Below are 23,829 nucleotides of genomic sequence, written 5' to 3' on the forward strand. Positions count from 1 at the left end.
TCTGGATCCAGTACAGAATCCTGTGGGAGCCAGCCTGCTGGCGATTAGCCGCGCCGCGGTTTAAAGCGAAGCCAGCTCGGCCTCTGCTTCAACCGCTTTCGCCGCCTTCAACTGCCGCATCTGCTCACAGCCCCACAACACCCGTTCCGGGGTCGCCGGTGCGTCGATTTTCGGTTGATGCCTGTAATCGCCCAGGCTCGCCACCGCATCCTTGATCGCACACCAGGCCGCGATGCCGAGCATGAACGGCGGCTCACCGACGGCCTTGGAATGGAACACCGTGTCTTCCGGATTCTTGCGGTTTTCCACCAGCTTGACCCGCAGGTCCAGGGGCATGTCCGCCACCGCCGGGATCTTGTAGCTGGCCGGGCCGTTGGTCATCAGCTTGCCCTTGTTGTTCCACACCAGTTCTTCCATGGTCAGCCAGCCCATGCCCTGGATGAACCCACCCTCGACCTGGCCGATGTCGATGGCCGGGTTCAGGGAGGCGCCAACGTCGTGGAGGATGTCGGTGCGCAGCATCTTGTACTCACCGGTCAGGGTGTCGATGATCACTTCGCAGCAGGCAGCGCCGAAGGCAAAGTAGTAGAACGGCCGACCCCGGGCCTGACTGCGGTCGTAGAAGATTTTTGGGGTCTTGTAGAACCCGGTGCTCGACAGCGATACCTGGGCGAAATACGCCTGCTGGATCAAGGCTTCGAACGTCAGGATATGGTCGCGTACCCGCACGTGGCCGTTGTGAAACTCCACGTCCTCTTCGCTGACCTTGTACTGGCGCGCGGCGAATTCCACCAGGCGTTTCTTGATGGTCTCGGCAGCGTTCTGCGCGGCCTTGCCGTTCAGGTCGGCACCACTGGAAGCGGCGGTCGGCGAGGTGTTCGGCACCTTGTCGGTGTTGGTCGCGGTGATCTGCACCCGGTCCATTTCCACCTGGAACACTTCGGCCACCACCTGAGCCACCTTGGTGTTCAAACCCTGGCCCATTTCAGTGCCGCCATGGTTGAGGTGGATGCTGCCATCGGTGTAGATGTGGATCAGCGCGCCGGCCTGGTTGAGGAAGCTGGCGGTGAAGGAAATGCCGAATTTCACCGGGGTCAGCGCCAGGCCTTTTTTCAGGATCGGGCTGTTGGCGTTGTAGCGCCGGATCGCTTCCCGGCGTTCGGCGTACTGGCTGCTTTCTTCCAGTTCGGCGGTCATTTCCTCGAGCATGTTGTGCTCGACGGTCTGGTAGTAGTGAGTGACGTTACGCTCGGTCTTGCCGTAGTAGTTGGCCTTGCGCACCGCCAGCGGGTCGAGGCCCAGGTGCCGGGCAATGGCGTCCATGACTTCTTCGATCGCGACCATCCCTTGCGGGCCGCCGAAACCACGGTAAGCGGTGTTGGAGGCGGTGTTGGTCTTGCAGCGATGACCGTTGATGGTCGCATCGCCCAGGTAATACGAGTTGTCGGCATGGAACATCGCCCGGTCGACAATCGAGGCCGAAAGGTCCGGCGAGCAGCCGCAGTTGCCGGCCAGTTCCAGGGCGATGCCATGCAGGCGCCCGGTGCTGTCGAAGCCCACGTCGTATTCGACATAAAACGGGTGACGCTTGCCGGTCATCAGCATGTCTTCGACCCGCGGCAGGCGCATTTTGGTCGGCTGGCCGGTCAGGTGGGCGACCACCGCGCACAGGCACGCAGGGCTCGCCGCCTGGGTTTCTTTGCCACCAAAGCCGCCGCCCATCCGGCGCATGTCGACCACGATCTTGTTCATCGACACGTCCAGCACCTCAGCCACCAGTTTCTGCACTTCGGTGGGGTTCTGGGTCGAGCAGTAGACGATCATCCCGCCGTCTTCGGTCGGCATCACCGAGGAGATCTGGGTTTCGAGGTAAAAGTGCTCCTGGCCGCCGATGTGCAGCGTGCCCTGGATGCGATGTTCGGCGGTCGCTAGCGCAGTGGTGGAATCGCCGCGTTGATGGGTGTGACTGTCGAGTACAAAGTGGCGCTTGCGCAGGGCCTCTACCACGTCCAGCACCGGCTCGAGGTCTTCGTATTCGATGATCGCCGCCATCGCAGCTTTGCGCGCGGTTTCCAGGTCCTTCGCCGCCACGGCCAGCACCGGCTGGCCGACGAACTGCACGTCATCGATGGCCAGCAAGGGATCGCCCGGCATCAACGGGCCGATGTCTTTGAGGCCCGGCACGTCTTCGTGGGTGATGGCGATGCGCACGCCTTCGAAGGCATAGCAGGGGCGGGTATCAATGCTGATGATTTTCGCGTGGGCACGGTCAGAGAGTCGCGCATAGAGGTGCAGCTGGTTGGGAAATTCCAGGCGGTCGTCGATGTACTGCGCTTCACCGGACACATGCTTGGCGGCGCTGTCGTGCTTGACGCTGCGGCCGACGCCGGTGGTCAGGTCCTTGGCGAACAGTTCAGCCAGTTCGGCTTGGGTCTTCTCTACAGCGTGATGATTAGACATAAGCGGTCACCCGAGTCTCGATGTGCGGTGTTTGCAGTTCGATAAAGTATTTGCGCAGCAGGTTTTGCGCGCTGAGCAGGCGGTATTCCTTGCTGGCGCGGAAGTCCGAGAGCGGGGTGAAATCCTGTGCCAGGGCCGCGCAGGCGCGTCCCACCGTGGCGTGGTTGAACGGCGCGCCGAGCAACACGGTTTCGCAGTGACTGGCCCGTTTCGGAATCGCCGCCATGCCACCGAATGCCACGCGGGCATCGGCGATCACACCGTTTTCAATGCGCAGGTTGAACGCGGCGCAGACGGCGGAAATATCATCGTCCAGGCGCTTGGAAACCTTGTAGGCGCGGAACAGCTGTTCAGCGCTGGCGCGCGGGATGATGATCTTCTCGATGAACTCGCTTTCCTGCCGCGCAGTCACGCGGTAGTCGATGAAATAATCTTCCAGGGCCAGGGTGCGGCGGGTTTCGCCCTTGCACAGGACGATCTGCGCGCCCAAAGCGATCAGCAGCGGCGGCGAGTCGCCAATTGGCGAAGCATTACCAATGTTGCCGCCCAGGGTGCCCTGGTTGCGGATCTGCAATGAAGCGAAGCGCTGCAGCAATTCACCGAAGTCCGGGTATTCGGCCTTCAAGGCTTCGTAGCAGTCCGACAGGGCGGTGGCGGCGCCGATTTCCAGGCGATCGTCGAAGCGCTCGATGCGCTTCATCTCCGCGACGTTGCCGACGTAGATCATCACCGGCAGGGTGCGGTGGAATTGTGTGACTTCCAGCGCCAGGTCAGTGCCGCCAGCCAGCAGCCGGGCCTGTGGATAAGCATCATAGAGGTCGGCCAGGTCGGCCACGGTCAGCGGCACCAGGCAGCGTTTGTCACCGCTGTTGAGTTCGCCGATATCGGTCGGCGCGATGGCTTTCAGGCGGGTAATGGTCTCGGCTTCGCGGGCATCGAACTGGTCCGCAGGCTTGCCGCAGCAGGACTGCTCGGCGGCCTCCAGGATCGGCCGATAGCCGGTGCAGCGGCAGAGGTTGCCGGCCAGCGCTTCGTGGGCCTTGTGCGAGTCGGGTTGATCGCTGTTCTTCTGCAGGGCGAACAATGACATCACGAAGCCCGGGGTACAGAAGCCGCACTGCGAACCATGGCATTCGACCATGGCCTTCTGCACACTGTGCAGCTCGCCCTGGTGCTTGAGGTCTTCGACGCTGATCAGTTGTTTGCCGTGCAGGGACGAGACGAACGTCAGGCACGAGTTGAGGCTGCGGTAACGAATGTGCTCGCGGCCAGCGTCGTCCGTCTGCAGTTCGCCGACCACCACCGTGCAGGCGCCGCAGTCACCGCTGGCGCAGCCTTCTTTGGTGCCGGGTTTGCCCACATGGTCGCGCAGATAATTGAGCACGGTCAGGTTCGGGTCCAGGGCGTGCTCACTACGGAGTTCCTGGTTTAGTAAAAACTGGATCACGGAAGGCCTCGCAGACTCATTATTGTTGTTAACCGCTTTGCACCGAATTTATCAGGTCTGACTTTTCGGTCAATGATTTTCTGACTTAAAGGTCAGGAAATAGCAATTTGGCGATCAACAGCGCGTTCCATCAGTATTGACCCTTGCGGGGCGCCTGGTTTGTTTCGGGATTTTTGTTTGGTTCTTTTTTAACAATCCTGCGTGAATCGTGCCAAAAACCGCCGGGTGGGCACTCCGCCATGACCCCTCATGTGCGCTACACTGCGCCGCCTGTGCAGATCGAAAGAGTTTGAAGGACAATCATGACGTTCAAGGCGCCGGACAGCCTCGCCGAGCAAATTGCTCACCACCTCGCCGAACGCATCATTCGCGGTGAAATGAAGCCCGGGGAGCGGATCCAGGAACAGAAGGTCACGCTGGCCCTCAATGTCAGTCGCGGCTCGGTCCGCGAGGCGCTGCTGATCCTCGAGCGCCGCCACCTGATCGCGATCCTGCCGCGGCGGGGCGCGCACGTCACCGAATTGACCGCGCACAAGGTGCAGAGCCTGTGCACGCTGATGTGCGAGCTGTACATCCTGCTCGGCAATGCCGTGGCAACCGGCTGGCAGGTCCAGGCGGACATGGCGCCGTTCGTGCAAATCCAGCAGCGCCTGGCCGACAGCTACGAGCGCCAGGACATCCGCACCTTCGTCGATGACAGTTTTAACGTCATGCGCGCGGCGTATCCCTTCGCCAACAACCCGTATCTGCAGGAAACCGTCGAGAACCTGCAGCCGGCCATGAGCCGCGCCTATTTCCTTGCCCTGGACCAACGCAAAGCGTCGATGAGCGAGTTCCTGGAACTGTTCGAACGCCTGCTCGCTGCTGTATTGGCCCGGGACTTCCCGCTGATCCGCACGGTGCTGACGGCCTACGCCCAGCGCAGCAGCGATCTGGTGGTTTCCGCCCTGACGGACGCTTAAGCGTGCGGCTCAAGTGCATCAAGCTGGCGGGGTTCAAATCCTTCGTCGACCCGACCACCGTCAACTTCCCGAGCAATATGGCGGCGGTGGTCGGGCCCAACGGTTGCGGCAAGTCGAACATCATCGACGCCGTACGCTGGGTGATGGGCGAGAGCTCGGCCAAGAATTTGCGCGGCGAGTCGATGACCGACGTCATCTTCAACGGCTCCACCAGCCGCAAACCCGTCAGCCAGGCCAGCATCGAACTGGTGTTCGACAACTCCGACGGCACCTTGCTGGGCGAATACGCCGCCTATGCGGAAATATCCATCCGGCGCAAAGTCACCCGCGACAGCCAGACCACCTACTACCTCAACGGCACCAAGTGCCGGCGTCGCGACATCACCGACATCTTCCTCGGTACCGGCTTGGGGCCGCGCAGCTACTCGATCATCGAGCAGGGGATGATCTCCAAGCTGATCGAGTCCAAACCCGAGGACCTGCGCAACTTTATTGAAGAAGCCGCGGGCATCTCCAAGTACAAGGAGCGCCGGCGCGAGACCGAAAACCGCATCCGTCGCACCCACGAAAACCTCGAGCGCCTGACCGACCTGCGCGAAGAGCTCACCCGTCAACTCGAGCGCCTGCACCGCCAGGCCGAGTCGGCCAAGAAGTACCAGGAACTCAAGGGCGAGGAGCGTCAGCTCAAGGCGCAATTGTCGGCCCTGCGCTGGCAGGCATTGAATGACCAGGTGGGGCAGCGCGAAGCCATTATCGGCACCCAGGAAATCACCTTCGAGGCGCTGGTCGCCGAGCAGCGCAATGCCGATGCGAGCATCGAGCGCTTGCGTGACGGGCACCACGACCTGTCCGAACGCTTCAACCTGGTGCAGGGACGTTTCTATTCCGTCGGCGGCGACATCGCCCGCGTCGAGCAGAGCATCCAGCACGGCCAGCAGCGACTGCGCCAGTTGCAGGACGACCTGAAGGAAGCCGAACGCGCGCGCCTGGAAACCGAATCGCACCTGGGGCACGACCGCACGCTGCTGCTGACCCTCGGCGAAGAGCTGGACATGCTCACCCCGGAGCAGGAGGTCACCAGCGCGGCCGCCGAAGAGGCCGCGGCAGCCCTGGAAGAATCCGAAACCACCATGCATGGCTGGCAGGAGCAGTGGGACACGTTCAACCTGACCGCCGCCGAGCCGCGGCGCCAGGCCGAAGTGCAGCAGTCGCGCATCCAGCAGCTGGAAACCAGCATGGAGCGCCTGGCCGACCGGCAGAAGCGCCTGGGTGAAGAGCGCGCGTTGCTTTCAGCCGACCCGGAAGACGCCGCGATCATGGAGCTCAGCGAACAGCTGGCGGCCAGCGAGGCGACCCTGGAAGACTTGCAGGCCAGCGAAGAAGCCCAGGTCGAACGCCTGGAGCAGTTGCGCCAGGAGCTGCAGCAGGCGCTGTCGGCGCAGCAGCAGGCCCAGGGTGATCTGCAGCGGCTCAACGGTCGCCTGGCGTCCCTGGAAGCCCTGCAGCAGGCCGCGCTCGATCCGGGTACCGGCACCGCCGAATGGTTGCGTGAACAGCATCTGGCCGATCGCCCGCGCCTGGCCGAAGGCCTCAAGGTTGAAGCAGGCTGGGAGCTGGCGGTAGAGACCGTACTGGGTGCCGACCTGCAAGCCGTGCTGGTGGATGATTTCAGCGACTACGACCTGGCCGGTTTCGCCCAGGGCGACCTGCGCCTGCTGAGCCCGGCCAGCGATGGCCTGCGCGTGCCCGGCAGCCTGCTGGACAAGGTCGAGGCGCAAATAGACCTGGCACCCTGGCTGGGGCAGGTCAAGCCGGTCGACAGCCTCGAACAGGCCCTGGCGCTGCGCGGCCAGTTGAGCGCCGGCGAAAGCCTGATCAGTCGCGACGGTTACTGGGTCGGCCGGCATTTCCTGCGGGTGCGCCGGGCCAGCGAAGCCGAGAGCGGTGTGCTGGCGCGGGGCCAGGAAATCCACAACCTTGGCCTTGAGCGCGAAGAGCGCGAAGCCACCGTCGAGACCCTGGAAACCCAACTGCAGAATCTGCGGGCGCAACAGCGGCAGCAGGAGAACGGCCGCGAACATTTGCGTCGCCTGTTGCAGGACGAAGCGCGCCAGCAAGGCGAATTAAAAGCCCAGTTGTCCGCCGGCAAAGCCAAGGCCGAGCAGCTGTCATTGCGTCGCACCCGGCTCGACGAAGAACTCACCGAGCTTGCCGAACAGCGCGCCCTGGAACACGAAAACATCGGCGAGGCGCGCCTGCAGTTGCAGGAAGCCCTCGACAGCATGGCGCTCGATACCGAGCAGCGCGAGTTGCTGCTGGCGCAACGGGACAGCCTGCGCGAGCGCCTCGATCGAGTGCGCCAGGAAGCCCGCCAGCACAAGGATCACGCGCACCAGCTGGCCGTGCGCCTCGGTTCGCTCAAGGCGCAACACGATTCCACGCGCCAGGCCCTGGAGCGCCTGGAGATGCAGTCCGAGCGCCTGACCGAGAAGCGCGAGCAACTGAGCCTCAATCTGGAGGAGGGCGAGGCACCGCTGGAAGAGCTGCGCCTAAAGCTCGAAGAACTGCTCGACAAGCGCATGACCGTCGACGAGGAACTCAAGACCGCGCAGATCGCCCTGGAAGATGCCGACCGCGAATTGCGCGACGCGGAAAAACGCCGCAGCCAGGCCGAGCAGCAGTCGCAGCTGATTCGCAGCCAGCTGGAAACCCAGCGCATGGAATGGCAGGCCCTGACCGTGCGCCGCACCTCCTTGCAGGACCAACTGCTGGAGGATGGCTACGACCTGCACGGCGTGCTCGCCACCCTCACGGCCGAGGCCAGCGAGAAGGACGCCGAGGAAGAGCTCGAGCGCATTGCCGCGCGCATTCAACGCCTGGGCGCGATCAACCTCGCAGCCATCGACGAGTACACGCAACAGTCCGAGCGCAAACGTTATCTGGATGCGCAGAACGACGATCTGGTGGAAGCGCTGGACACCCTCGAAAACGTCATTCGCAAGATCGACAAGGAAACCCGTAACCGCTTCAAAGATACCTTTGATCAGATCAATGGCGGATTACAGGCACTTTTCCCAAAAGTTTTCGGTGGAGGGCGCGCCTATTTGGAACTGACGGGCGAAGATCTACTCGATACAGGGGTGACGATCATGGCGCAGCCGCCCGGAAAGAAGAACAGCACCATCCATTTGCTCTCCGGCGGTGAAAAAGCCCTGACTGCACTGGCCCTGGTTTTTGCGATCTTCAAGTTGAATCCGGCGCCGTTCTGCATGCTCGATGAGGTTGACGCTCCACTGGATGACGCTAACGTTGGACGCTACGCCCGACTGGTCAAGGAAATGTCGCAGACGGTGCAGTTCATCTACATCACCCACAACAAGATCGCCATGGAAATGGCCGATCAACTGATGGGGGTGACGATGCACGAGCCGGGCTGCTCCAGGCTGGTGGCGGTGGATGTCGAGGAAGCGATGGCGATGGTGGATGCCTGAGGCGCATTTGCAGGAAGGGACTACAGGTGCGAATGACGTGTTTGAGGGCGTTGTCCTACAGCTAATTTGACATATTCGCACTGGGCGGGAAGACAGACGGTGTAAAGTTGCCTTTGGTCGTGCTAGTTTAATATCAATTTTTCGTATACGTGGGCAAAACGCCTGTCAGAACATAGAGTTGGCGCCACGTTTTAAAGCGGTTTGCGAGTTGTAAACCCCTTATTTTTCAGCATTTTTTATAGAGGCACGGGATTACATGGAAATCGGTCTGCGCGAGTGGCTGATCGTCATCGGCATCATTGTCATTGCCGGTATTCTTTTTGATGGCTGGCGCCGTATGCGCGGCGGCAAGGGAAAACTGAAATTCCGTCTTGACCGAAATTTATCCAATCTGCCGGACGAGGACACCAGCGCCGAGCTGTTGGGCCCGCCCCGCGTCCTGGACACCCATAAGGAACCGCAGCTGGACGAGCATGATCTGCCGTCGGTGAGCATGCCGGCCCGTGACGCCCGTGAATCGGGTGCCAAGCGTGGCAAGCGTGGCCATGGCGAGCCGTCCCAGGGCGACCTGAACCTCAACCTCGACCTGGACGGCGGCCCGAGCTTCAGCAGCCGTGACGACGATTTCCCGGACGACACCAAGCCGGCGCACGCCAGCAGCGAGCGGGATCAGCCGCAAGCCGAGGAAGTGCTGGTAATCAGCGTGATCTGCCGTGACGCGGCCGGCTTCAAAGGCCCGGCGCTGCTGCAGAACATTCTGGAAAGCGGCCTGCGCTTCGGCGAAATGGACATCTTCCACCGCCACGAAAGCATGGCTGGCAACGGTGAAGTGTTGTTCTCCATGGCCAACGCCGTGAAGCCGGGGGTGTTTGACCTGGACGATATCGACCACTTCAGCACGCCGGCGGTGAGCTTCTTCCTCGGCCTGCCAGGCCCGCGTCATCCGAAGCAGGCCTTCGAAGTGATGGTGGCGGCGGCGCGCAAGCTGTCCCAGGAATTGAACGGCGAATTGAAAGACGACCAGCGCAGCGTGCTGACCGCCCAGACGATCGAGCATTACCGTCAGCGCATCGTGGAATTTGAACGTCGTGCGCTGACTCAGAAACGATAGAGGCAAAAAGATCGCAGCCTCGTTTTACTCGACAGCTCCTACAGGGACCGCGTTATTTTCTGTAGGAGCTGTCGAGTAAAACGAGGCTGCGATCTCTTGATCCAGATAAGATTGAGCAGCCTAGGCTGCTCTTTTGCTTTATGAGAGAACACCCATGACCGCCGCCAAAACCCGCATTCTAGAGCTGCGCACCGAGCTCGATCAGCACAACTATCGCTATCACGTGATGGATGAGCCGAGCATTCCGGACGCGGAGTACGATCGCCTGTTCCACGAGCTCAAGGCCCTTGAAGCCGCGCATCCGGAACTGGTCACCAGCGACTCGCCCACCCAGCGCGTTGGCAGCGCGGCATTGTCGGCGTTCACCCAGGTGCGTCATGAAGTGCCGATGCTCAGCCTCGGTAACGCCTTTGAAGAAACCGACATGCGTGAGTTTGATCGTCGGGTCACCGAAGGTCTGGATCTGCCGGTCGGTGACCTGCTGGGCGGCGGTGCGGCGGTTGAATACAGCTGTGAGCCCAAGCTCGATGGTCTGGCGGTCAGCCTGTTGTATCAGGATGGCGTACTGGTGCGTGGCGCGACGCGTGGCGACGGTACGACCGGTGAAGACATCAGCGTCAACGTGCGCACCGTGCGCAACATCCCGCTCAAGCTGCAAGGCAGCGGCTGGCCGGCGACCCTGGAAGTCCGTGGCGAAGTGTTCATGTCCAAAGCCGGCTTCGAGCGGCTCAACGCCACTCAGCTGGAAGTCGGCGGCAAGACCTTCGCCAACCCGCGCAATGCCGCCGCTGGCAGCTTGCGCCAGCTGGATTCGAAGATCACCGCCAACCGTCCTTTGGAATTCTGCTGTTATGGCATCGGCCAGGTCTCGGCCGACATCGCCGACACCCACATCGGCAACCTCAAGCAGCTGCAACAGTGGGGCATGCCAATCAGCCGCGAGCTGAAGCTGGCCCACGGTATCGACGAATGCCTGGATTACTACCGCGACATCGGTGAACGTCGCAACAGCCTGGCTTACGAAATCGACGGCGTGGTATTCAAGGTCAACAGCATCGCCTCCCAGCGTGAGTTGGGCTTCCGTGCGCGCGAGCCGCGCTGGGCCATCGCGCACAAATTCCCGGCGATGGAAGAGCTCACGGAACTGCTCGACGTCGAGTTCCAGGTCGGACGCACCGGCGCGGTCACCCCGGTGGCGCGCTTGAAACCGGTCAAGGTCGCGGGTGTGACCGTGGCCAATGCGACCTTGCACAACATGGACGAAGTCGCGCGACTGGGGCTGATGATCGGCGATACCGTGATTATCCGCCGCGCGGGCGACGTGATCCCGCAGGTGGTGCAAGTCGTCACCGAGCGCCGCCCCGAAAACGCCCGGGCGGTGCAGATTCCCGAGCAATGCCCGGTGTGTGGCTCGCACGTCGAGCGCACCCAGCTGGTCAAGCGCAGCAAGGGCCGCGAGACGGTCAGTGAGGGCGCGGTGTATCGCTGCGTCGGTCGCCTGGCCTGTGGCGCACAGCTCAAGCAGGCGATCATCCACTTCGTCTCGCGCCGTGCCATGGACATCGAAGGCCTGGGCGACAAGAGCGTCGAACAGTTGGTCGACGAAGGGCTGGTGAGCTCGCCGGCAGATCTGTATGCCCTCAAGTTCGAGGACATCGTCGACCTCGAAGGCTTTGCCGAGCTGTCGAGCAAAAAACTCCTCAGCGCCATCGAAGACAGCAAGAAGCCGAGCCTGGCACGTTTCATCTACGCCCTCGGCATTCCCGATGTCGGCGAAGAGACGGCCAAGGTCCTGGCTCGCTCCCTGGGTTCCCTGGAGCGCGTGCAGCAAGCCTTGCCGCAAGTGCTGACGTACCTGCCGGACGTCGGCCTGGAAGTGGCACACGAGATCCACAGCTTCTTCGAGGACGCGCACAACCGCCAGGTCATCGCCGAATTGCTCAAGCACGGCCTGGAGATTCAGGACCAGGGCGAACTGGGCGCCGAATTCTCCGCCAGCACCACCCTGGGCGGGTTCCTCGACAAGCTGCACATCCCCTCGGTGGGCCCGGGCGGCGCACAGAAGCTGGCCGACAAGTTCGGCTCGCTGGAAGCGGTGATGAATGCCGACTGGCTGGACATGCGCCAGGCCTTGCCGGAAAAGCAGGCGAACGCGGTGCGGGAGTTTTTCGCTATTGAAGACAATCGCCAGCGCGCGTTGAAGGCCGAGGCGCAGTTGAACGAGTTCGGCATGCACTGGCTGAGCGAGAAAAAAGTCGTCGAAGGCTTGCCGCTGGCCGGGCAAACCTGGGTCCTGACCGGTTCGCTGGAACTGATGAGCCGCGATGTGGCCAAGGACAAGCTGGAAAGCCTGGGCGCCAAGGTCGCAGGCTCGGTATCGGCCAAGACCCATTGCGTGGTGGCAGGACCGGGTGCGGGTTCGAAACTGGCCAAGGCCAACGAGCTGGGGCTCAAGGTGCTGGACGAAGAGGCGTTTGTCGGGTTCCTGAAAGACCACGGCGTCCCGATCTGACAAACAGGATCAACAGATCGTCCGATCGCGGCCCGAGCCTGCGGCAGCTCCTACAGGGCGCTCACACCACCCCCGTTGGAGCTGCCGGAAGGCTCGGGCCGCGATCGGACGATCTTTTGATCCACCCAACAAACTCCGGGAACGATATCCCGGCCCCAATGATCTAGTCTTGGCCAGCCCCAGGGAGAGATCGCCATGTACCGCTTCTTCGAACAGCTCAGTTCCCGCATCGCCGCGCCTTTTATCAGCGAGACGTCCCGCAACAGCAAGGTCTGGCAGTGCCGCTGCGGGCAGTCGCTGTTCTTCAGTAACAGCCAGTGCCTGGCCTGCTCGGCAATGCTGGGCTATCAGCCGGAAAAAAGCCGCCTGTCCTCCCTGCAACCCGGCCCGCAGCCCGACACCTGGCTGCTCGACGCCGAGCCCGAGGCAGGGCTGCTGCGCCGTTGCGCCAACCTCGACTCCCCAGCCGCCTGCAACTGGCTGCTGCCGGCCGATGACCACAACGCCCTGTGCATGGCCTGCAGCCTCAACCACACCATCCCGGACCTGACCATCACCGAGAATCACGAACGCTGGCGCAAGGTCGAGACGGCCAAGCGCCGTCTGGTGGCGCAACTGGTCAGCCTGGGGTTGCAGGTGATTCCCAAGACAGTCGACGAAGACACCGGTCTGGCATTCGACTTCATCGGCGTCGATCTCGAAGGGCAGGCGCCCACCACCGGGCACGCCAACGGCCTGATCACCCTGGACATCAAGGAAGCCGACGACGCCCATCGGGAAAAAATCCGGGTGCAGATGCACGAACCTTACCGCACGCTGCTCGGGCACTTCCGCCACGAGGTCGGTCATTACTACTGGGACCGCCTGATCGCCAACAGCCACTGGCTGGAGCCGTTTCGCAATCTGTTCGGCGACGATCGCGCCAGCTACGCCGAGGCGCTCGATCGCCATTACCAGCAGGGCGCCCCCCTGGACTGGCAGCAACACTGCGTCAGCGCCTACGCCACCATGCACCCCTGGGAAGACTGGGCCGAAACCTGGGCGCACTACCTGCACATGATGGACGCCGTGGACACCGCATTGGGGTTTGGCATGAGCGCGCGGGAGATGGATTTCGACTACCAGCCATTTCCGCTCGACACCCTCTACGACCCCCAGCATCCCGGTGGCCCGGCGTTCCTGTCCTTCGTCAACGCCTGGATCGAACTCGCCGGCATGCTCAACGAACTGTCACGCAGCATGGGCCAGCCGGATTTCTACCCCTTCGTCCTGCCACCAGCGGTGATCGCCAAGCTGCACTTCATCCACCTTGTGATCCAGGAGGAGGGTGGCAGGGCGGATGAGGTATTGGCGCAAGCATAATTCCGGCTGGTGCTGCCGAAGGCTCGGGCCGCGTTCGGACGATCTTTAAGGGCCAACGCATGTCATTGACCGGACTCATATTTTTTTATCCTGTCGAACGGTTGTAACTTCGTCTCAGATAGGTACAATGGCGCGGCTCGCCGACAGGTGAGTGTCGTTATGGTGACCCCATCGGTCCCCCCGCAACGATTACCCGTGAACCTGGTCAGATCCGGAAGGAAGCAGCCACAGCGGGAACATTGTGTGCCGGGGTGTGGCTGATGGGGTTACCACCTATATCCAAGTCGTTGCGCCTGCAACGATGCTCCAGTCAAAAACCTCAAAATGCGCCAGCGTCCAGATCACCTCAGCGGTGAACTCTGACGGGCAAGCGTGCTTGCAGTGATTTTTGTAAATTTCTGCGCTTCGAAAATAGCGATTAACCTGATATCGACAGTCCCATCCTCGCGATGAGGAACAGCAGTAGAATCAGAAAAAATACTCGAATAAATCCGCTGCCATAGCGCAGGGCTAGAAATGCCCCGGTGAGCGAGCCTGCGATATTGCACAGGCCAACGACTCCACCGACAGCCCATAAAATGTTGCCCGATGGAATAAAAAACAGCAGTGCGGCGCTGAATGTTCCCAGGTTAACCAGTTTTGCCGAAGCTGAAGCATTTAAAAAATCAAACCCGAAAAACTTCACAAAAACAAAAAGAAGCAGGCTGCCGCTGCCCGGCCCGAAGGCGCCATCATAAAAGCCGATTAAACCTCCGAAAAATACACCAAGCAGGAGTTCTCTTCTCCCGCATTGTATGTCAGTGCTGAATCGGCCTAAGTCCTTTTTGATAAAGGTATAGATCGCCATTGCCACCAAGATGATAAAAACTGCATATTCCATAAACTTTTTCGGAATGAGAGAAACCGATAGCGCGCCAAGGTAAGCGAATATAAATGCTGAAATCATGGTTGGAAGTATGAGCTTCCATACAATTCTAATTCTCTTCACGTAAGTGGATATGGAACAGAGGTTGCCGGCCAAGACAGCCAGTTTGTTGGTTCCAAAGACTGTGGCAAGACTATGGCCGGGTAGCGCGTGTATCAGTGCCGGCACCTGGACCAGTCCACCTCCGCCAACCGCAGCGTCAATCAAGCCGCCACAAAAAGCAAAAAAACCTAGCGCGATTAAAACTTGCTCGACGTCCATCAGGTATCCAGTGATTAATGCGGCCATGGGCTTCTATTAAATGGAAGAGCATTAGAAGCAGGCCAGGCCCGCACACTAATTGCTTGAGGAGTGCGCAACAAGTGCTTTATAGTGATTCAAGCATTCACTTAAAATGAGCGATATGTAAATGGAGCTGTCGCAGCTGAACATGTTCAAGGTGGTCGCTGAGCAAGGCAGTATCGTTCGGGCGTCCGAGTTGTTACATTGTGTTCCGTCAAACATAACAAACAGAATAAAGTTGTTGGAACAAGAGTTGGGCGTATCGCTTTTTATCAGGCAGGGCAGGGGGCTGGTGATCAGCCCCTCCGGGAAGTTGTTTCTTGGCTATGCAAATAAAATCCTTTCGTTGTGCCAGGAGGCTCGCGGAGCGCTGGATCCTGGGGCTGAGCCGTCAGGGGTATTGAACATTGGCGCGATAGAGTCTTCCGCCACCGGCAGGTTGCCCAAACTGTTATCCAGGTTTCATCAACATCATCCCGCTGTGCAGATGCAATTCAGCACAGGGGTATGGTCGCGGCTGATGAATGACGTCCTCGCTTATAAACTGGACGGTGCGGTGATTGCGGTCAAAAATCAGCATCCGGATATAGAGCACGTGGAAATCTATAAAGAGGAGCTGGTGTTAATCGCTTCACCCCACCTCGGAAAAATCCACACCCCGCAGGATTTGAGGGGCAAGGCTGTATTCATGTGGCCCGAAGGATGTCCTTACCGAACAGCGCTCGCGAGTTGGCTCGGTGAGCATCGAGTACCTGCTGCCATCACCAGCATAGCGAGCTACGGCACTATCCTCGGTTGTGTGAGCTCTGGAGCAGGCGTCTCCCTTGTGCCAAGGGGCGTTTTTGAGCAGTTCAGGATGATCGGGGATATAGACGGGCAGACCTTTGCCGACCTGATGCCGGTCCAGAATTATTTCATATGGAACAGGCACTCAACGGCGCATCGCGCGCGCGATGCGTTTGCAGATTTGCTGAAGGATGAGTTCAAGCGAGCCTGAGAGACCGCATCTCAGGGCTTGCCGATATACAGCCGAATGATGTCATCGATCTCACCGGACATTTTCATCCGCAACAAGGTGCGCAGGATGCGTTGCACTGGCACCTTGGGGTCATTACGTACATAACACCCCACCCGCTGCTCCTGCAGCACAGCAACACTTTGCAACTGTTGCTCCGGCAGCAAGCGCTGGTTAAACCAGTCCATCGTCCACTGGTTGCTCACTGCGTAGCGATAGCGTCCTGCCAGCAGTTTTTCCAGTACCTGTTCCTGGTTGCGCGCGTCTTCGCGGTCGAGCTTGTCGGCATCGAACAGCGGTTGCAGGGTCGGGTAGATGTAGCCGCGCACCGTGCCGATCGACTGGCGCGTCAGATGGGCCGGGTCGGCGGAAGTCAGCGGGTCAGGGCGGCTCAGCAGCACATCGGGCTGAACCCAAAGCGGAATGCTCCAGATATAGTCGCCGGACTGATTGGGCAGCCAGGACTGCGCGGCATAACAGCGCACATCGATCTCGCCATGCTCCATGGCGCTCTGCACCCGCGCCCGGGGCAGTACGTGAAATTCCGCAGGCACGCCCACCTGGGTCGCCAGGCTGAGCATCACGTCATACAGGATGCCCTGGGTCGGGCGACCGTGCTCAAACTGCACCATCGGCATGGTCCAGCTGTCGGGCACCACGAAGCGCAGCGGCGCCTCTGCGGCCGTGCCGGACAAGCTCACGAACAACAATGCCCCCAAGGCCAACCGCATAAAAGCTCCGGTACGTCTGAAACCTGAGCCGTTGAAAGCTCCCCCCTCCCATGCATCTTAGCCAGATTAGACGAGGCATCGGATGCAATTTTGGCCTTGCTCCGCTAGCATTAGCCGCTTGTGTTCCTTCGTGGCGACGGTTTTCGATGAGTTATCAGGTTCTTGCACGTAAATGGCGTCCGCGCTCGTTCCGCGAAATGGTCGGCCAGACCCATGTGCTCAAGGCTCTGATCAATGCCTTGGACAGCCAGCGGCTGCATCACGCCTACCTGTTCACCGGCACGCGCGGGGTCGGCAAGACCACCATCGCGCGGATCATTGCCAAGTGCCTGAACTGTGAAACGGGCATCACCTCCACGCCCTGCGGCGAGTGTTCGGTGTGCCGGGAGATCGATGAGGGGCGCTTCGTCGACCTGATCGAGATCGACGCCGCGAGCCGGACCAAGGTCGAGGACACCCGCGAACTGCTCGACAACGTGCAATACGCCCCGAGCCGTGGGCGCTTCAAGGTCTACCTGATCGACGAAGTGCACATGCTCTCCAGCCATTCCTTTAATGCGCTGCTCAAAACCCTCGAAGAACCGCCGCCCTACGTCAAGTTCATCCTGGCCACCACTGATCCGCAGAAACTCCCTGCAACGATTCTTTCGCGGTGCCTGCAGTTCTCCCTGAAGAACATGACCCCCGAGCGCGTGGTCGAGCACCTGACCCATGTACTGGGTGTCGAGAACGTGCCGTTCGAAGACGATGCCCTGTGGTTGCTGGGCCGCGCCGCCGACGGTTCGATGCGCGATGCCATGAGCCTCACCGACCAGGCCATTGCCTTCGGTGAGGGCAAGGTGATGGCTGCCGACGTGCGAGCGATGCTCGGCACACTCGATCACGGCCAGGTCTACGACGTGCTGCATGCGCTGATCGAAGGCGATGCCAGGGCGCTGCTCGAAGGCGTGCGGCACCTGGCGGAGCAGGGCCCGGACTGGAATGGCGTGCTCTCGGAAATTCTCAACGTATTGCACCGTGTCGCCATCGCCCAGGCGCTGCCTGAGGGTGTCGACAATGGCCATGGCGACCGCGACCGGGTGCTGGCCCTGGCCCAGGCGCTGCCGGCCGAAGACGTGCAGTTCTATTACCAGATGGGCCTGATCGGGCGCCGTGACCTGCCGCTGGCACCGGACCCGCGAGGCGGGTTCGAAATGGTCCTGTTGCGCATGCTTGCGTTCAGGCCGGCCGATACGGCGGACGCCCCGAGGCAGCCGCTAAAGCCAGTGGGGATCAGCCAGGCCACAGTTGATTCCGCAAATTCAGTGGCTGCCGCGCCGGTTGTTGCGCCGGTAGTCGCTACGGCAGTTGCACCTGTTGTTGCTGCACCCGTTGTTGCTCCAGCACCCGTTCCAGCACCCGTTCCAGCGCCTCAGCCAGCTGCGCCGGTTGCGCCGGTTGCGGCGCCAGAGCCAGTGGTGGAGCCGGTCGCCATCGAGGAGGTGGTCGACCTGCCATGGAACGACCCGGTCGAGCCCGAGGCCGTGCTGCAGCCCGCCGTCGAGCCGATGCTCGAGACTGCTGGCGAGCAGCCCGAATTACCGCCGATGCCGCTGCCCACGCCAGACAGCGTGGTGCCGGATGCGCCGGAGTGGGCCGCCGCGCCGATTCCCGAGCCGTCCGTGGCAGAAGTCGATGCCGCCACCCCGGGCACTGACCTGGACGACGAGCCGCCGCTGGACGAGGATTACATCGAGCCGGACATCGACTCGGCCTACAGCTACCTGGATGAGCTGGCCAGTGAACACGCTGCCGAGCCTGCGCCCGAGCCAGAACCCGAGCCGGCTGCCATGCCCGCCACCGGCTTGGCCTTGCAATGGCTGGAGCTGTTCCCGAAACTGCCGATCTCCGGCATGACCGGGAGCATCGCTGCCAACTGCACGCTGATCTCCGTCGAAGGCGACAACTGGTTGATGCACCTGGACCCGGCCCACAGCGCCCTGTTCAACGCCACCCAGCAGCGTCGCCTCAACGACGCGCTGAACCAGTACCACGGGCGCACGCTGACCCTGAGCATGGAGCTGATCAAGCCCGAACAGGAAACCCCGGCCCAGGCCGCGTCCCGGCGTCGGGTCAACCGTCAGCGCGAGGCGGAGGAATCGATCCATGGTGATCCGTTCATCCAGCAAATGATGCAGCAGTTCGGTGCAGTGATCCGTAACGATACTATTGAACCTGTCGAAGCCCTGGCCAGTCAGGGCTAATAACTGAAGGCGTTCGGCCACAGGTGCCGGGCGCCGTTTTAATCCAAGTACTTTGAGGTGATTCCCATGATGAAAGGTGGCATGGCCGGCCTGATGAAGCAGGCACAGCAGATGCAGGAAAAAATGGCCAAGATGCAGGAAGAACTGGCCAACGCCGAAGTCACCGGTAAGGCCGGCGGCGATATGGTCACCGTGGTGATGACCGGTCGTCACGACGTCAAGCGCGTGAGCATCGACCCAAGCATGGTTGAAGGCCTGAGCGAAGATGATCGCGAGATGCTCGAAGCCGTATTCGCCGCCGCCGTCAACGACGCCGTGCGCAAGATCGAAGCCAACAGCCAGGACAAGATGTCCGGCATGACCGCTGGCATGCAACTGCCACCGGGTATGAAACTGCCATTCTGATTCGCCAAAGCGCGTCGGTTGAGCTACAAAAAAATGCCAGGCGTTGAGCTTGGCATTTTTGTTTCTGCCGGTTGCTCATGTGCGACCGGCCCGCCGCCTTCGCGGGCAAGCCCGCTCCCACAGGGATTGAGGCGTGCTCCCGTTCATCGCGGGCAAGCCTTGCTCCCACAGGATAGAGGTAGGCCTGTGGGAGCGGGCTTGCCCGCGAAGCAGTCAACTCGGTCCACCTGACGAAACATCGAACGCCCCACCGCCAAAAAGGTCTGCTCCCTATACCCCCCATTTAACGATCAAGGAGAAGCTCACATGCCAGATGCATTGACCCTCAACCAACGTATCGTCCTGGCCTCTCGCCCTGTAGGCGCGCCGACCCCAGAGAATTTTCGCCTGGAGCGCGAGGCATTGCCCGACCTGGCCGACGGTCAGATTCTGCTGCAGACCCTCTACCTGTCGCTGGACCCCTACATGCGCGGGCGCATGAGTGACGCACCTTCCTACGCCGCTCCGGTTGAAATCGACGAGGTCATGACCGGTGGCGCTGTCAGTCGAGTGGTGCGTTCGCTTAATCCGAAGTTCCACGAAGGCGACCTGGTGGTCGGCGCAACGGGCTGGCAGAGCCATAGCATCAGCGACGGGCGCAACGTCATCCCGGTGCCCTCCGGCCTCCCAAGCCCGTCGATGGCCCTGGGCGTGCTCGGCATGCCGGGCATGACCGCCTACATGGGCTTGATGGACATCGGCCAGCCACAGGCCGGCGAGACCCTGGTGGTCGCTGCTGCATCGGGCGCAGTGGGCTCGGTGGTCGGCCAGGTGGCGAAGATCAAGGGCCTGCGGGTGGTGGGTGTGGCAGGCGGCGCAGACAAGTGCCGGTACGTGGTCGAGGAACTGGGTTTTGACGCCTGCATCGATCACAAGAGCCCGAGTTTCGCCGAGGACCTGGCATTGGCGTGCCCCAAGGGCGTGGACATCTACTACGAAAACGTCGGCGGCAAGGTCTTCGATGCGGTGTTGCCGCTGCTCAACGCCAAGGCGCGTATTCCGCTGTGTGGCCTGATCGCCGGGTACAACGCCCACGAAGCACCGACCGGTCCGGATCGCCTGCCGCAACTGCAACGCACCCTGCTGACCAAGCGCGTGCGCATCCAGGGCTTTATCGTGTTCGATGACTACGGTGATCGCCAGCCGGAATTCATCAGCGCCATGGCGCCGTGGGTGCGCGATGGCAAGGTGAAGTTCCGCGAGGACGTGGTCGACGGCCTGGAGAATGCCCCTGAAGCGTTCATCGGCCTGCTCGAAGGGCGCAACTTCGGCAAACTGGTGGTGCGGGTCGCTCAGGACTGAGCAATTGACGCTAAAGAGAGGCGCGGGTATAAACCGCGTCTCGTTGATTTGTCGGACGTCTGCCCATGAGCTTCAGCCCTTTGATTCGCCAACTGATCGATGCCCTGCGAACCTTGCCGGGTGTTGGCCAGAAAACCGCACAGCGCATGGCGTTGCAGTTGCTCGAGCGTGATCGCAGCGGTGGCTCGCGCCTGGCATCGGCGCTGAGCCAGGCCATGGAAGGCGTCGGTCACTGCCGGTTGTGCCGCACGCTGACCGAGGACGACCTGTGCCCGCAGTGCGCCGACACTCGCCGCGACGACACCCTGCTGTGCGTGGTGGAAGGCCCGATGGATGTCTACGCCGTGGAGCAGACCGGGTTTCGCGGGCGTTACTTCGTGCTCAAGGGCCACCTGTCGCCCCTGGACGGCCTGGGGCCTGAGGCCATTGGCATTCCGCAACTGCTGGCACGAATTGAAGAGGCGGGCACCTTTACCGAGGTGATCCTGGCGACCAACCCCACGGTGGAAGGTGAAGCCACGGCGCATTACATCGCCCAGCTGCTCAACAACAAAGGCCTGATCGCCTCGCGCATTGCCCATGGCGTTCCCCTGGGTGGCGAGCTTGAGTTGGTGGATGGCGGGACGCTGGCGCATTCCTTCGCGGGGCGCAAGCCGATCGCTCTGTAACCTCCGCGATGACGCCATCGCGAGCTCGCTCCTACATGTTTTGGTTGAAAACCAAGCAAGCGCTCGGTTAACTTCACTGGACCTTCAGTGGAGTTCGCCGATGCCTGCCTTCCAGGAATACTTCGATCCCAGCCACCAACTGGTCCGCGACAGCGTCAGACGATTCGTCGAGCGTGAAATCCTGCCGGACATCGACCAATGGGAAGAAGCCGAAAGCTTCCCCCGTGAGCTCTATCTGAAGGCCGGCCAGGCCGGGATCCTGGGCATCGGTTACCCCGAAGCTTTCGGCGGCTCACACGAAGGTGATCTGTTCGCCAAGGTCGCCGCCAGTGAAGAGCTGATGCGCTGCGGCTCCGGTGGTCTGGTTGCCGGTCTGGGTTCACTGGACATCGGCCTGCCACCCATTCTGAAATGGGCCAGGCCAGAAGTCCGCGATCGTGTTGTGCCCCAGGTGCTCAGCGGCGAGAAGATCAGCGCCCTGGCGGTGACCGAGCCGAGCGGCGGCTCGGACGTCGCCAACCTGCAAACCCGCGCCGTCCGCGAGGGCGATGTCTATCGGGTCAACGGCAGCAAAACCTACATCACCAGTGGCGTTCGCGCAGATTTCTACACCGTCGCCGTGCGCACCGGTGAGCCCGGCTTCGGCGGCGTCAGCCTGCTGCTGATCGAGAAGGGTACCCCCGGTTTTACCGTCGGCCGCCAGTTGAAGAAAATGGGCTGGTGGGCGTCGGACACCGCCGAACTGTTCTTCGATGATTGCCGCGTACCTGCAGGCAATCTGATCGGCGGCGAAAACATGGGGTTCGCCTGCATCATGGGTAACTTCCAGAGCGAGCGCCTGGCCCTGGCCTTGATGGCCAACATGACCGCCCAGCTGGCGTTGGAGGAAAGCCTGAAATGGGCACGTCAGCGCGAGGCGTTCGGCAAGCCCATCGGCAAGTTCCAGGTGCTCAAGCATCGCCTGGCCGAGATGGCCACTGCGTTGGAGGTTTCCCGGGAATTCACCTACCGTCAGGCGGCGAAAATGGCGGCGGGGCAGGGTGTGATCAAGGAGATTTCCATGGCGAAGAATTTTGCCACGGATACGGCAGATCGTATTACTAGCGATGCGGTGCAGATACTTGGCGGGCTGGGGTATATGCGCGAGAGTTTGGTGGAGCGGCTGTATCGGGATAACCGGATCTTGTCGATCGGCGGGGGGACTCGGGAGGTGATGAACGAGATTATCAGCAAGCAGATGGGGCTTTGAGGTTGGCGGTATGGCGACTGACGCCATCGCTGGCAAGCCAGCTCCCACAAAGATCCGCGCGGTATACAAATCTTGTGCAGGTCAAAGAACCCTGTGAGAGCACATGGGGCTGTGAGGTTGGCGGTATGGCGACTGACGCCATCGCTGGCAAGCCAGCTCCCACAAAGATCCTCGCCGTACACAAATCATGTGCATGACAGAGAACCCTGTGGGAGCGGGCTTGCCCGCGATGGCGTCGGAACAGGCGACTTACTTATCAGTCAACGCAAACTGCGTCAGGCAAAAAGTCGGTATTCCCATATCTTCCAGCTTCTGCGACCCACCCAGCTCCGGCAAATCAATAATCGCCGCCGCTTCATGCACCCGCGCACCCATGCGCCGGATCAGGTTGGCCGCTGCAATCAACGTCCCGCCAGTGGCAATCAGGTCATCAAACATCACCACCGAGTCACCCTCGCACAGGCTGTCGGCGTGCACTTCCAGGAACGCTTCGCCATATTCGGTGGCATAACCCTCGGCCAGCACATCAGCCGGCAATTTGCCTTGCTTGCGAAACAGCACCAGCGGCTTGTTCAACTGATAGGCCAACACCGAGCCAATCAGGAAGCCGCGAGCGTCCATCGCACCGATGTGCGTGAAGTCGGCTTCGACATAACGGTGGGCAAAGCTGTCCATCACCAGGCGCAGGGCCGTGGGCGATTGGAACAACGGGGTGATGTCGCGAAAGATCACGCCCGGCTTTGGAAAGTCGATCACTGGGCGGATCAGGGATTTGATGTCGAAGGAGTCGAAGACCATCGTCGAGGTGTCCTGGCAGGCTGCAAACGTCACAGTATAACGGCGGCTGAAGCGTTGCGCTCAACCGCCGTTGCCGTGATCAGCCTTCCAGGGAACCGCCGGCCAGGGCGCACAGCTGAATCGGATCGAGGATGTGGATTTCCTTGCCTTCAGCCGCAATCAGTTCGTTCTGCTGGAAGCGCGTGAACACCCTGGATACGGTTTCCACTGCCAGGCCCAGGTAGTTGCCGATTTCATTGCGCGACATGCTCAGGCGGAACTGGTTGGCCGAGAAGCCCCGGGCGCGGAAGCGGGCCGAGAGGTTAACCAGGAACGTGGCGATGCGCTCGTCGGCGGTCTTCTTCGACAACAGCAACATCATCTGCTGGTCGTCGCGGATCTCGCGGCTCATCACGCGCATCAACTGGCGGCGCAATTGCGGCAATTGCACGGCCAGTTCGTCCAGGCGCTCGAACGGAATCTCGCACACCGAGGTGGTTTCCATGGCTTGCGCGGAAACCGGGTGCTTTTCAGTGTCCATGCCCGACAGGCCGACCAGTTCGCTCGGCAGGTGGAAGCCGGTCAGCTGCTCTTCGCCACCATCACTGAGGCTGAACGTCTTCAGGGCGCCGGAGCGTACTGCATAAACGGAATCGAACGTGTCGCCCTGGCGGAACAGGAACTCGCCCTTTTTCAGCGGGCGGCCACGTTTGACGATGTCGTCCAGCGCATCCATGTCTTCCAGATTCAGCGAAAGTGGAAGGCACAGCGGGGCCAGGCTGCAATCCTTGCAGTGGGCCTGACCATGAGCGCGCAGTTTGACTGGCTCGGACATTTCTTCAATCCTT

General features: G+C 61.2%; 17 protein-coding genes and 1 other RNA gene. 12 read left to right on the forward strand and 6 right to left on the reverse strand.

The window, feature by feature from the left end; translation table 11 throughout:
- Positions 1–60: 60 nt before the first annotated feature.
- Together xdhB and xdhA are read right to left on the reverse strand one after the other, a co-directional pair.
- Positions 61–2,460 carry a xanthine dehydrogenase molybdopterin binding subunit gene (xdhB, locus tag EQV97_RS23675; RefSeq protein WP_122838105.1) on the reverse strand — a complete coding sequence of 800 codons (2,400 nt, stop codon included), beginning with the start codon at positions 2,458–2,460 and terminating at the stop codon, positions 61–63.
- A complete protein-coding gene (gene xdhA / locus EQV97_RS23680; RefSeq protein ID WP_240890172.1) occupies positions 2,453–3,907 on the reverse strand; it encodes a xanthine dehydrogenase small subunit in 1,455 nt (484 codons plus the stop codon). Before xdhA ends, xdhB begins: the two co-directional genes overlap by 8 nt.
- Positions 3,908–4,209: 302 nt before the next feature.
- Here xdhA and EQV97_RS23685 point away from each other — a divergent pair, with 302 nt between their 5' ends.
- From EQV97_RS23685 to ffs, 6 genes are all read left to right on the forward strand, one after another.
- Positions 4,210–4,869 carry a GntR family transcriptional regulator gene (locus tag EQV97_RS23685; RefSeq protein WP_045060291.1) on the forward strand — a complete coding sequence of 220 codons (660 nt, stop codon included), beginning with the start codon at positions 4,210–4,212 and terminating at the stop codon, positions 4,867–4,869.
- Positions 4,870–4,871: 2 nt separating this feature from the next.
- On the forward strand, positions 4,872–8,360 hold the full coding sequence (gene smc, locus EQV97_RS23690) for a chromosome segregation protein SMC (protein ID WP_240890173.1): 3,489 nt from the start codon (positions 4,872–4,874) through the stop codon (positions 8,358–8,360).
- Between the two features lie 256 nt (positions 8,361–8,616).
- Positions 8,617–9,471 (forward strand): cell division protein ZipA, encoded by an 855-nt coding sequence (zipA, locus tag EQV97_RS23695; protein WP_194690491.1) that lies wholly within the window; start codon positions 8,617–8,619, stop codon positions 9,469–9,471.
- A 154-nt stretch (positions 9,472–9,625) separates the two neighbouring features.
- Complete coding sequence (gene ligA, locus EQV97_RS23700) at positions 9,626–11,983, forward strand: NAD-dependent DNA ligase LigA (protein WP_122838108.1); 2,358 nt, start codon at positions 9,626–9,628, stop codon at positions 11,981–11,983.
- Between the two features lie 195 nt (positions 11,984–12,178).
- A complete protein-coding gene (locus EQV97_RS23705; RefSeq protein WP_122838109.1) occupies positions 12,179–13,345 on the forward strand; it encodes a putative zinc-binding metallopeptidase in 1,167 nt (388 codons plus the stop codon).
- Positions 13,346–13,514: 169 nt separating this feature from the next.
- Positions 13,515–13,611: signal recognition particle sRNA small type (gene ffs, locus EQV97_RS23710), an RNA gene on the forward strand.
- 152 nt (positions 13,612–13,763) lie between these two features.
- Here ffs and EQV97_RS23715 read toward each other — a convergent pair.
- A complete protein-coding gene (locus EQV97_RS23715) occupies positions 13,764–14,531 on the reverse strand; it encodes a TSUP family transporter (protein ID WP_240890210.1) in 768 nt (255 codons plus the stop codon).
- A 148-nt stretch (positions 14,532–14,679) separates the two neighbouring features.
- Here EQV97_RS23715 and EQV97_RS23720 point away from each other — a divergent pair, with 148 nt between their 5' ends.
- A complete protein-coding gene (locus EQV97_RS23720; RefSeq protein WP_240890174.1) occupies positions 14,680–15,549 on the forward strand; it encodes a LysR family transcriptional regulator in 870 nt (289 codons plus the stop codon).
- 11 nt (positions 15,550–15,560) lie between these two features.
- On the opposite strand, the gene EQV97_RS23725 is transcribed toward EQV97_RS23720, so the two are convergent.
- Positions 15,561–16,298 (reverse strand): transporter substrate-binding domain-containing protein, encoded by a 738-nt coding sequence (locus EQV97_RS23725; protein WP_122838110.1) that lies wholly within the window; start codon positions 16,296–16,298, stop codon positions 15,561–15,563.
- Between the two features lie 146 nt (positions 16,299–16,444).
- Here EQV97_RS23725 and dnaX point away from each other — a divergent pair, with 146 nt between their 5' ends.
- From dnaX to EQV97_RS23750, 5 genes are all read left to right on the forward strand, one after another.
- A complete protein-coding gene (gene dnaX / locus EQV97_RS23730) occupies positions 16,445–18,541 on the forward strand; it encodes a DNA polymerase III subunit gamma/tau (protein ID WP_240890175.1) in 2,097 nt (698 codons plus the stop codon).
- Positions 18,542–18,607: 66 nt separating this feature from the next.
- Entirely contained in the window at positions 18,608–18,946 is a 339-nt protein-coding gene (locus tag EQV97_RS23735; RefSeq protein ID WP_028621409.1) for a YbaB/EbfC family nucleoid-associated protein, read from the forward strand.
- A gap of 306 nt (positions 18,947–19,252) precedes the next feature.
- Positions 19,253–20,287, forward strand: a complete 1,035-nt coding sequence (locus EQV97_RS23740) for an NADP-dependent oxidoreductase (protein WP_225569175.1) — start codon at positions 19,253–19,255, stop codon at positions 20,285–20,287.
- A gap of 65 nt (positions 20,288–20,352) precedes the next feature.
- On the forward strand, positions 20,353–20,955 hold the full coding sequence (gene recR, locus EQV97_RS23745) for a recombination mediator RecR (protein WP_045060282.1): 603 nt from the start codon (positions 20,353–20,355) through the stop codon (positions 20,953–20,955).
- Between the two features lie 100 nt (positions 20,956–21,055).
- Entirely contained in the window at positions 21,056–22,204 is a 1,149-nt protein-coding gene (locus EQV97_RS23750; protein WP_240890176.1) for an acyl-CoA dehydrogenase family protein, read from the forward strand.
- A 249-nt stretch (positions 22,205–22,453) separates the two neighbouring features.
- Here the strand turns inward: EQV97_RS23750 and EQV97_RS23755 are convergent, their stop codons facing one another.
- Together EQV97_RS23755 and fnr are read right to left on the reverse strand one after the other, a co-directional pair.
- Positions 22,454–23,002 (reverse strand): adenine phosphoribosyltransferase, encoded by a 549-nt coding sequence (locus tag EQV97_RS23755; protein WP_045060280.1) that lies wholly within the window; start codon positions 23,000–23,002, stop codon positions 22,454–22,456.
- Between the two features lie 79 nt (positions 23,003–23,081).
- Positions 23,082–23,816, reverse strand: coding sequence for a fumarate/nitrate reduction transcriptional regulator Fnr (gene fnr, locus EQV97_RS23760; RefSeq protein WP_045060279.1), 735 nt, complete (start codon positions 23,814–23,816; stop codon positions 23,082–23,084).
- Positions 23,817–23,829 lie beyond the last annotated feature (13 nt).

The organism is Pseudomonas sp. TMW22090 (genome assembly GCF_022496665.1).
GTDB classification, from domain to species: Bacteria; Pseudomonadota; Gammaproteobacteria; order Pseudomonadales; family Pseudomonadaceae; genus Aquipseudomonas; species Aquipseudomonas gregormendelii.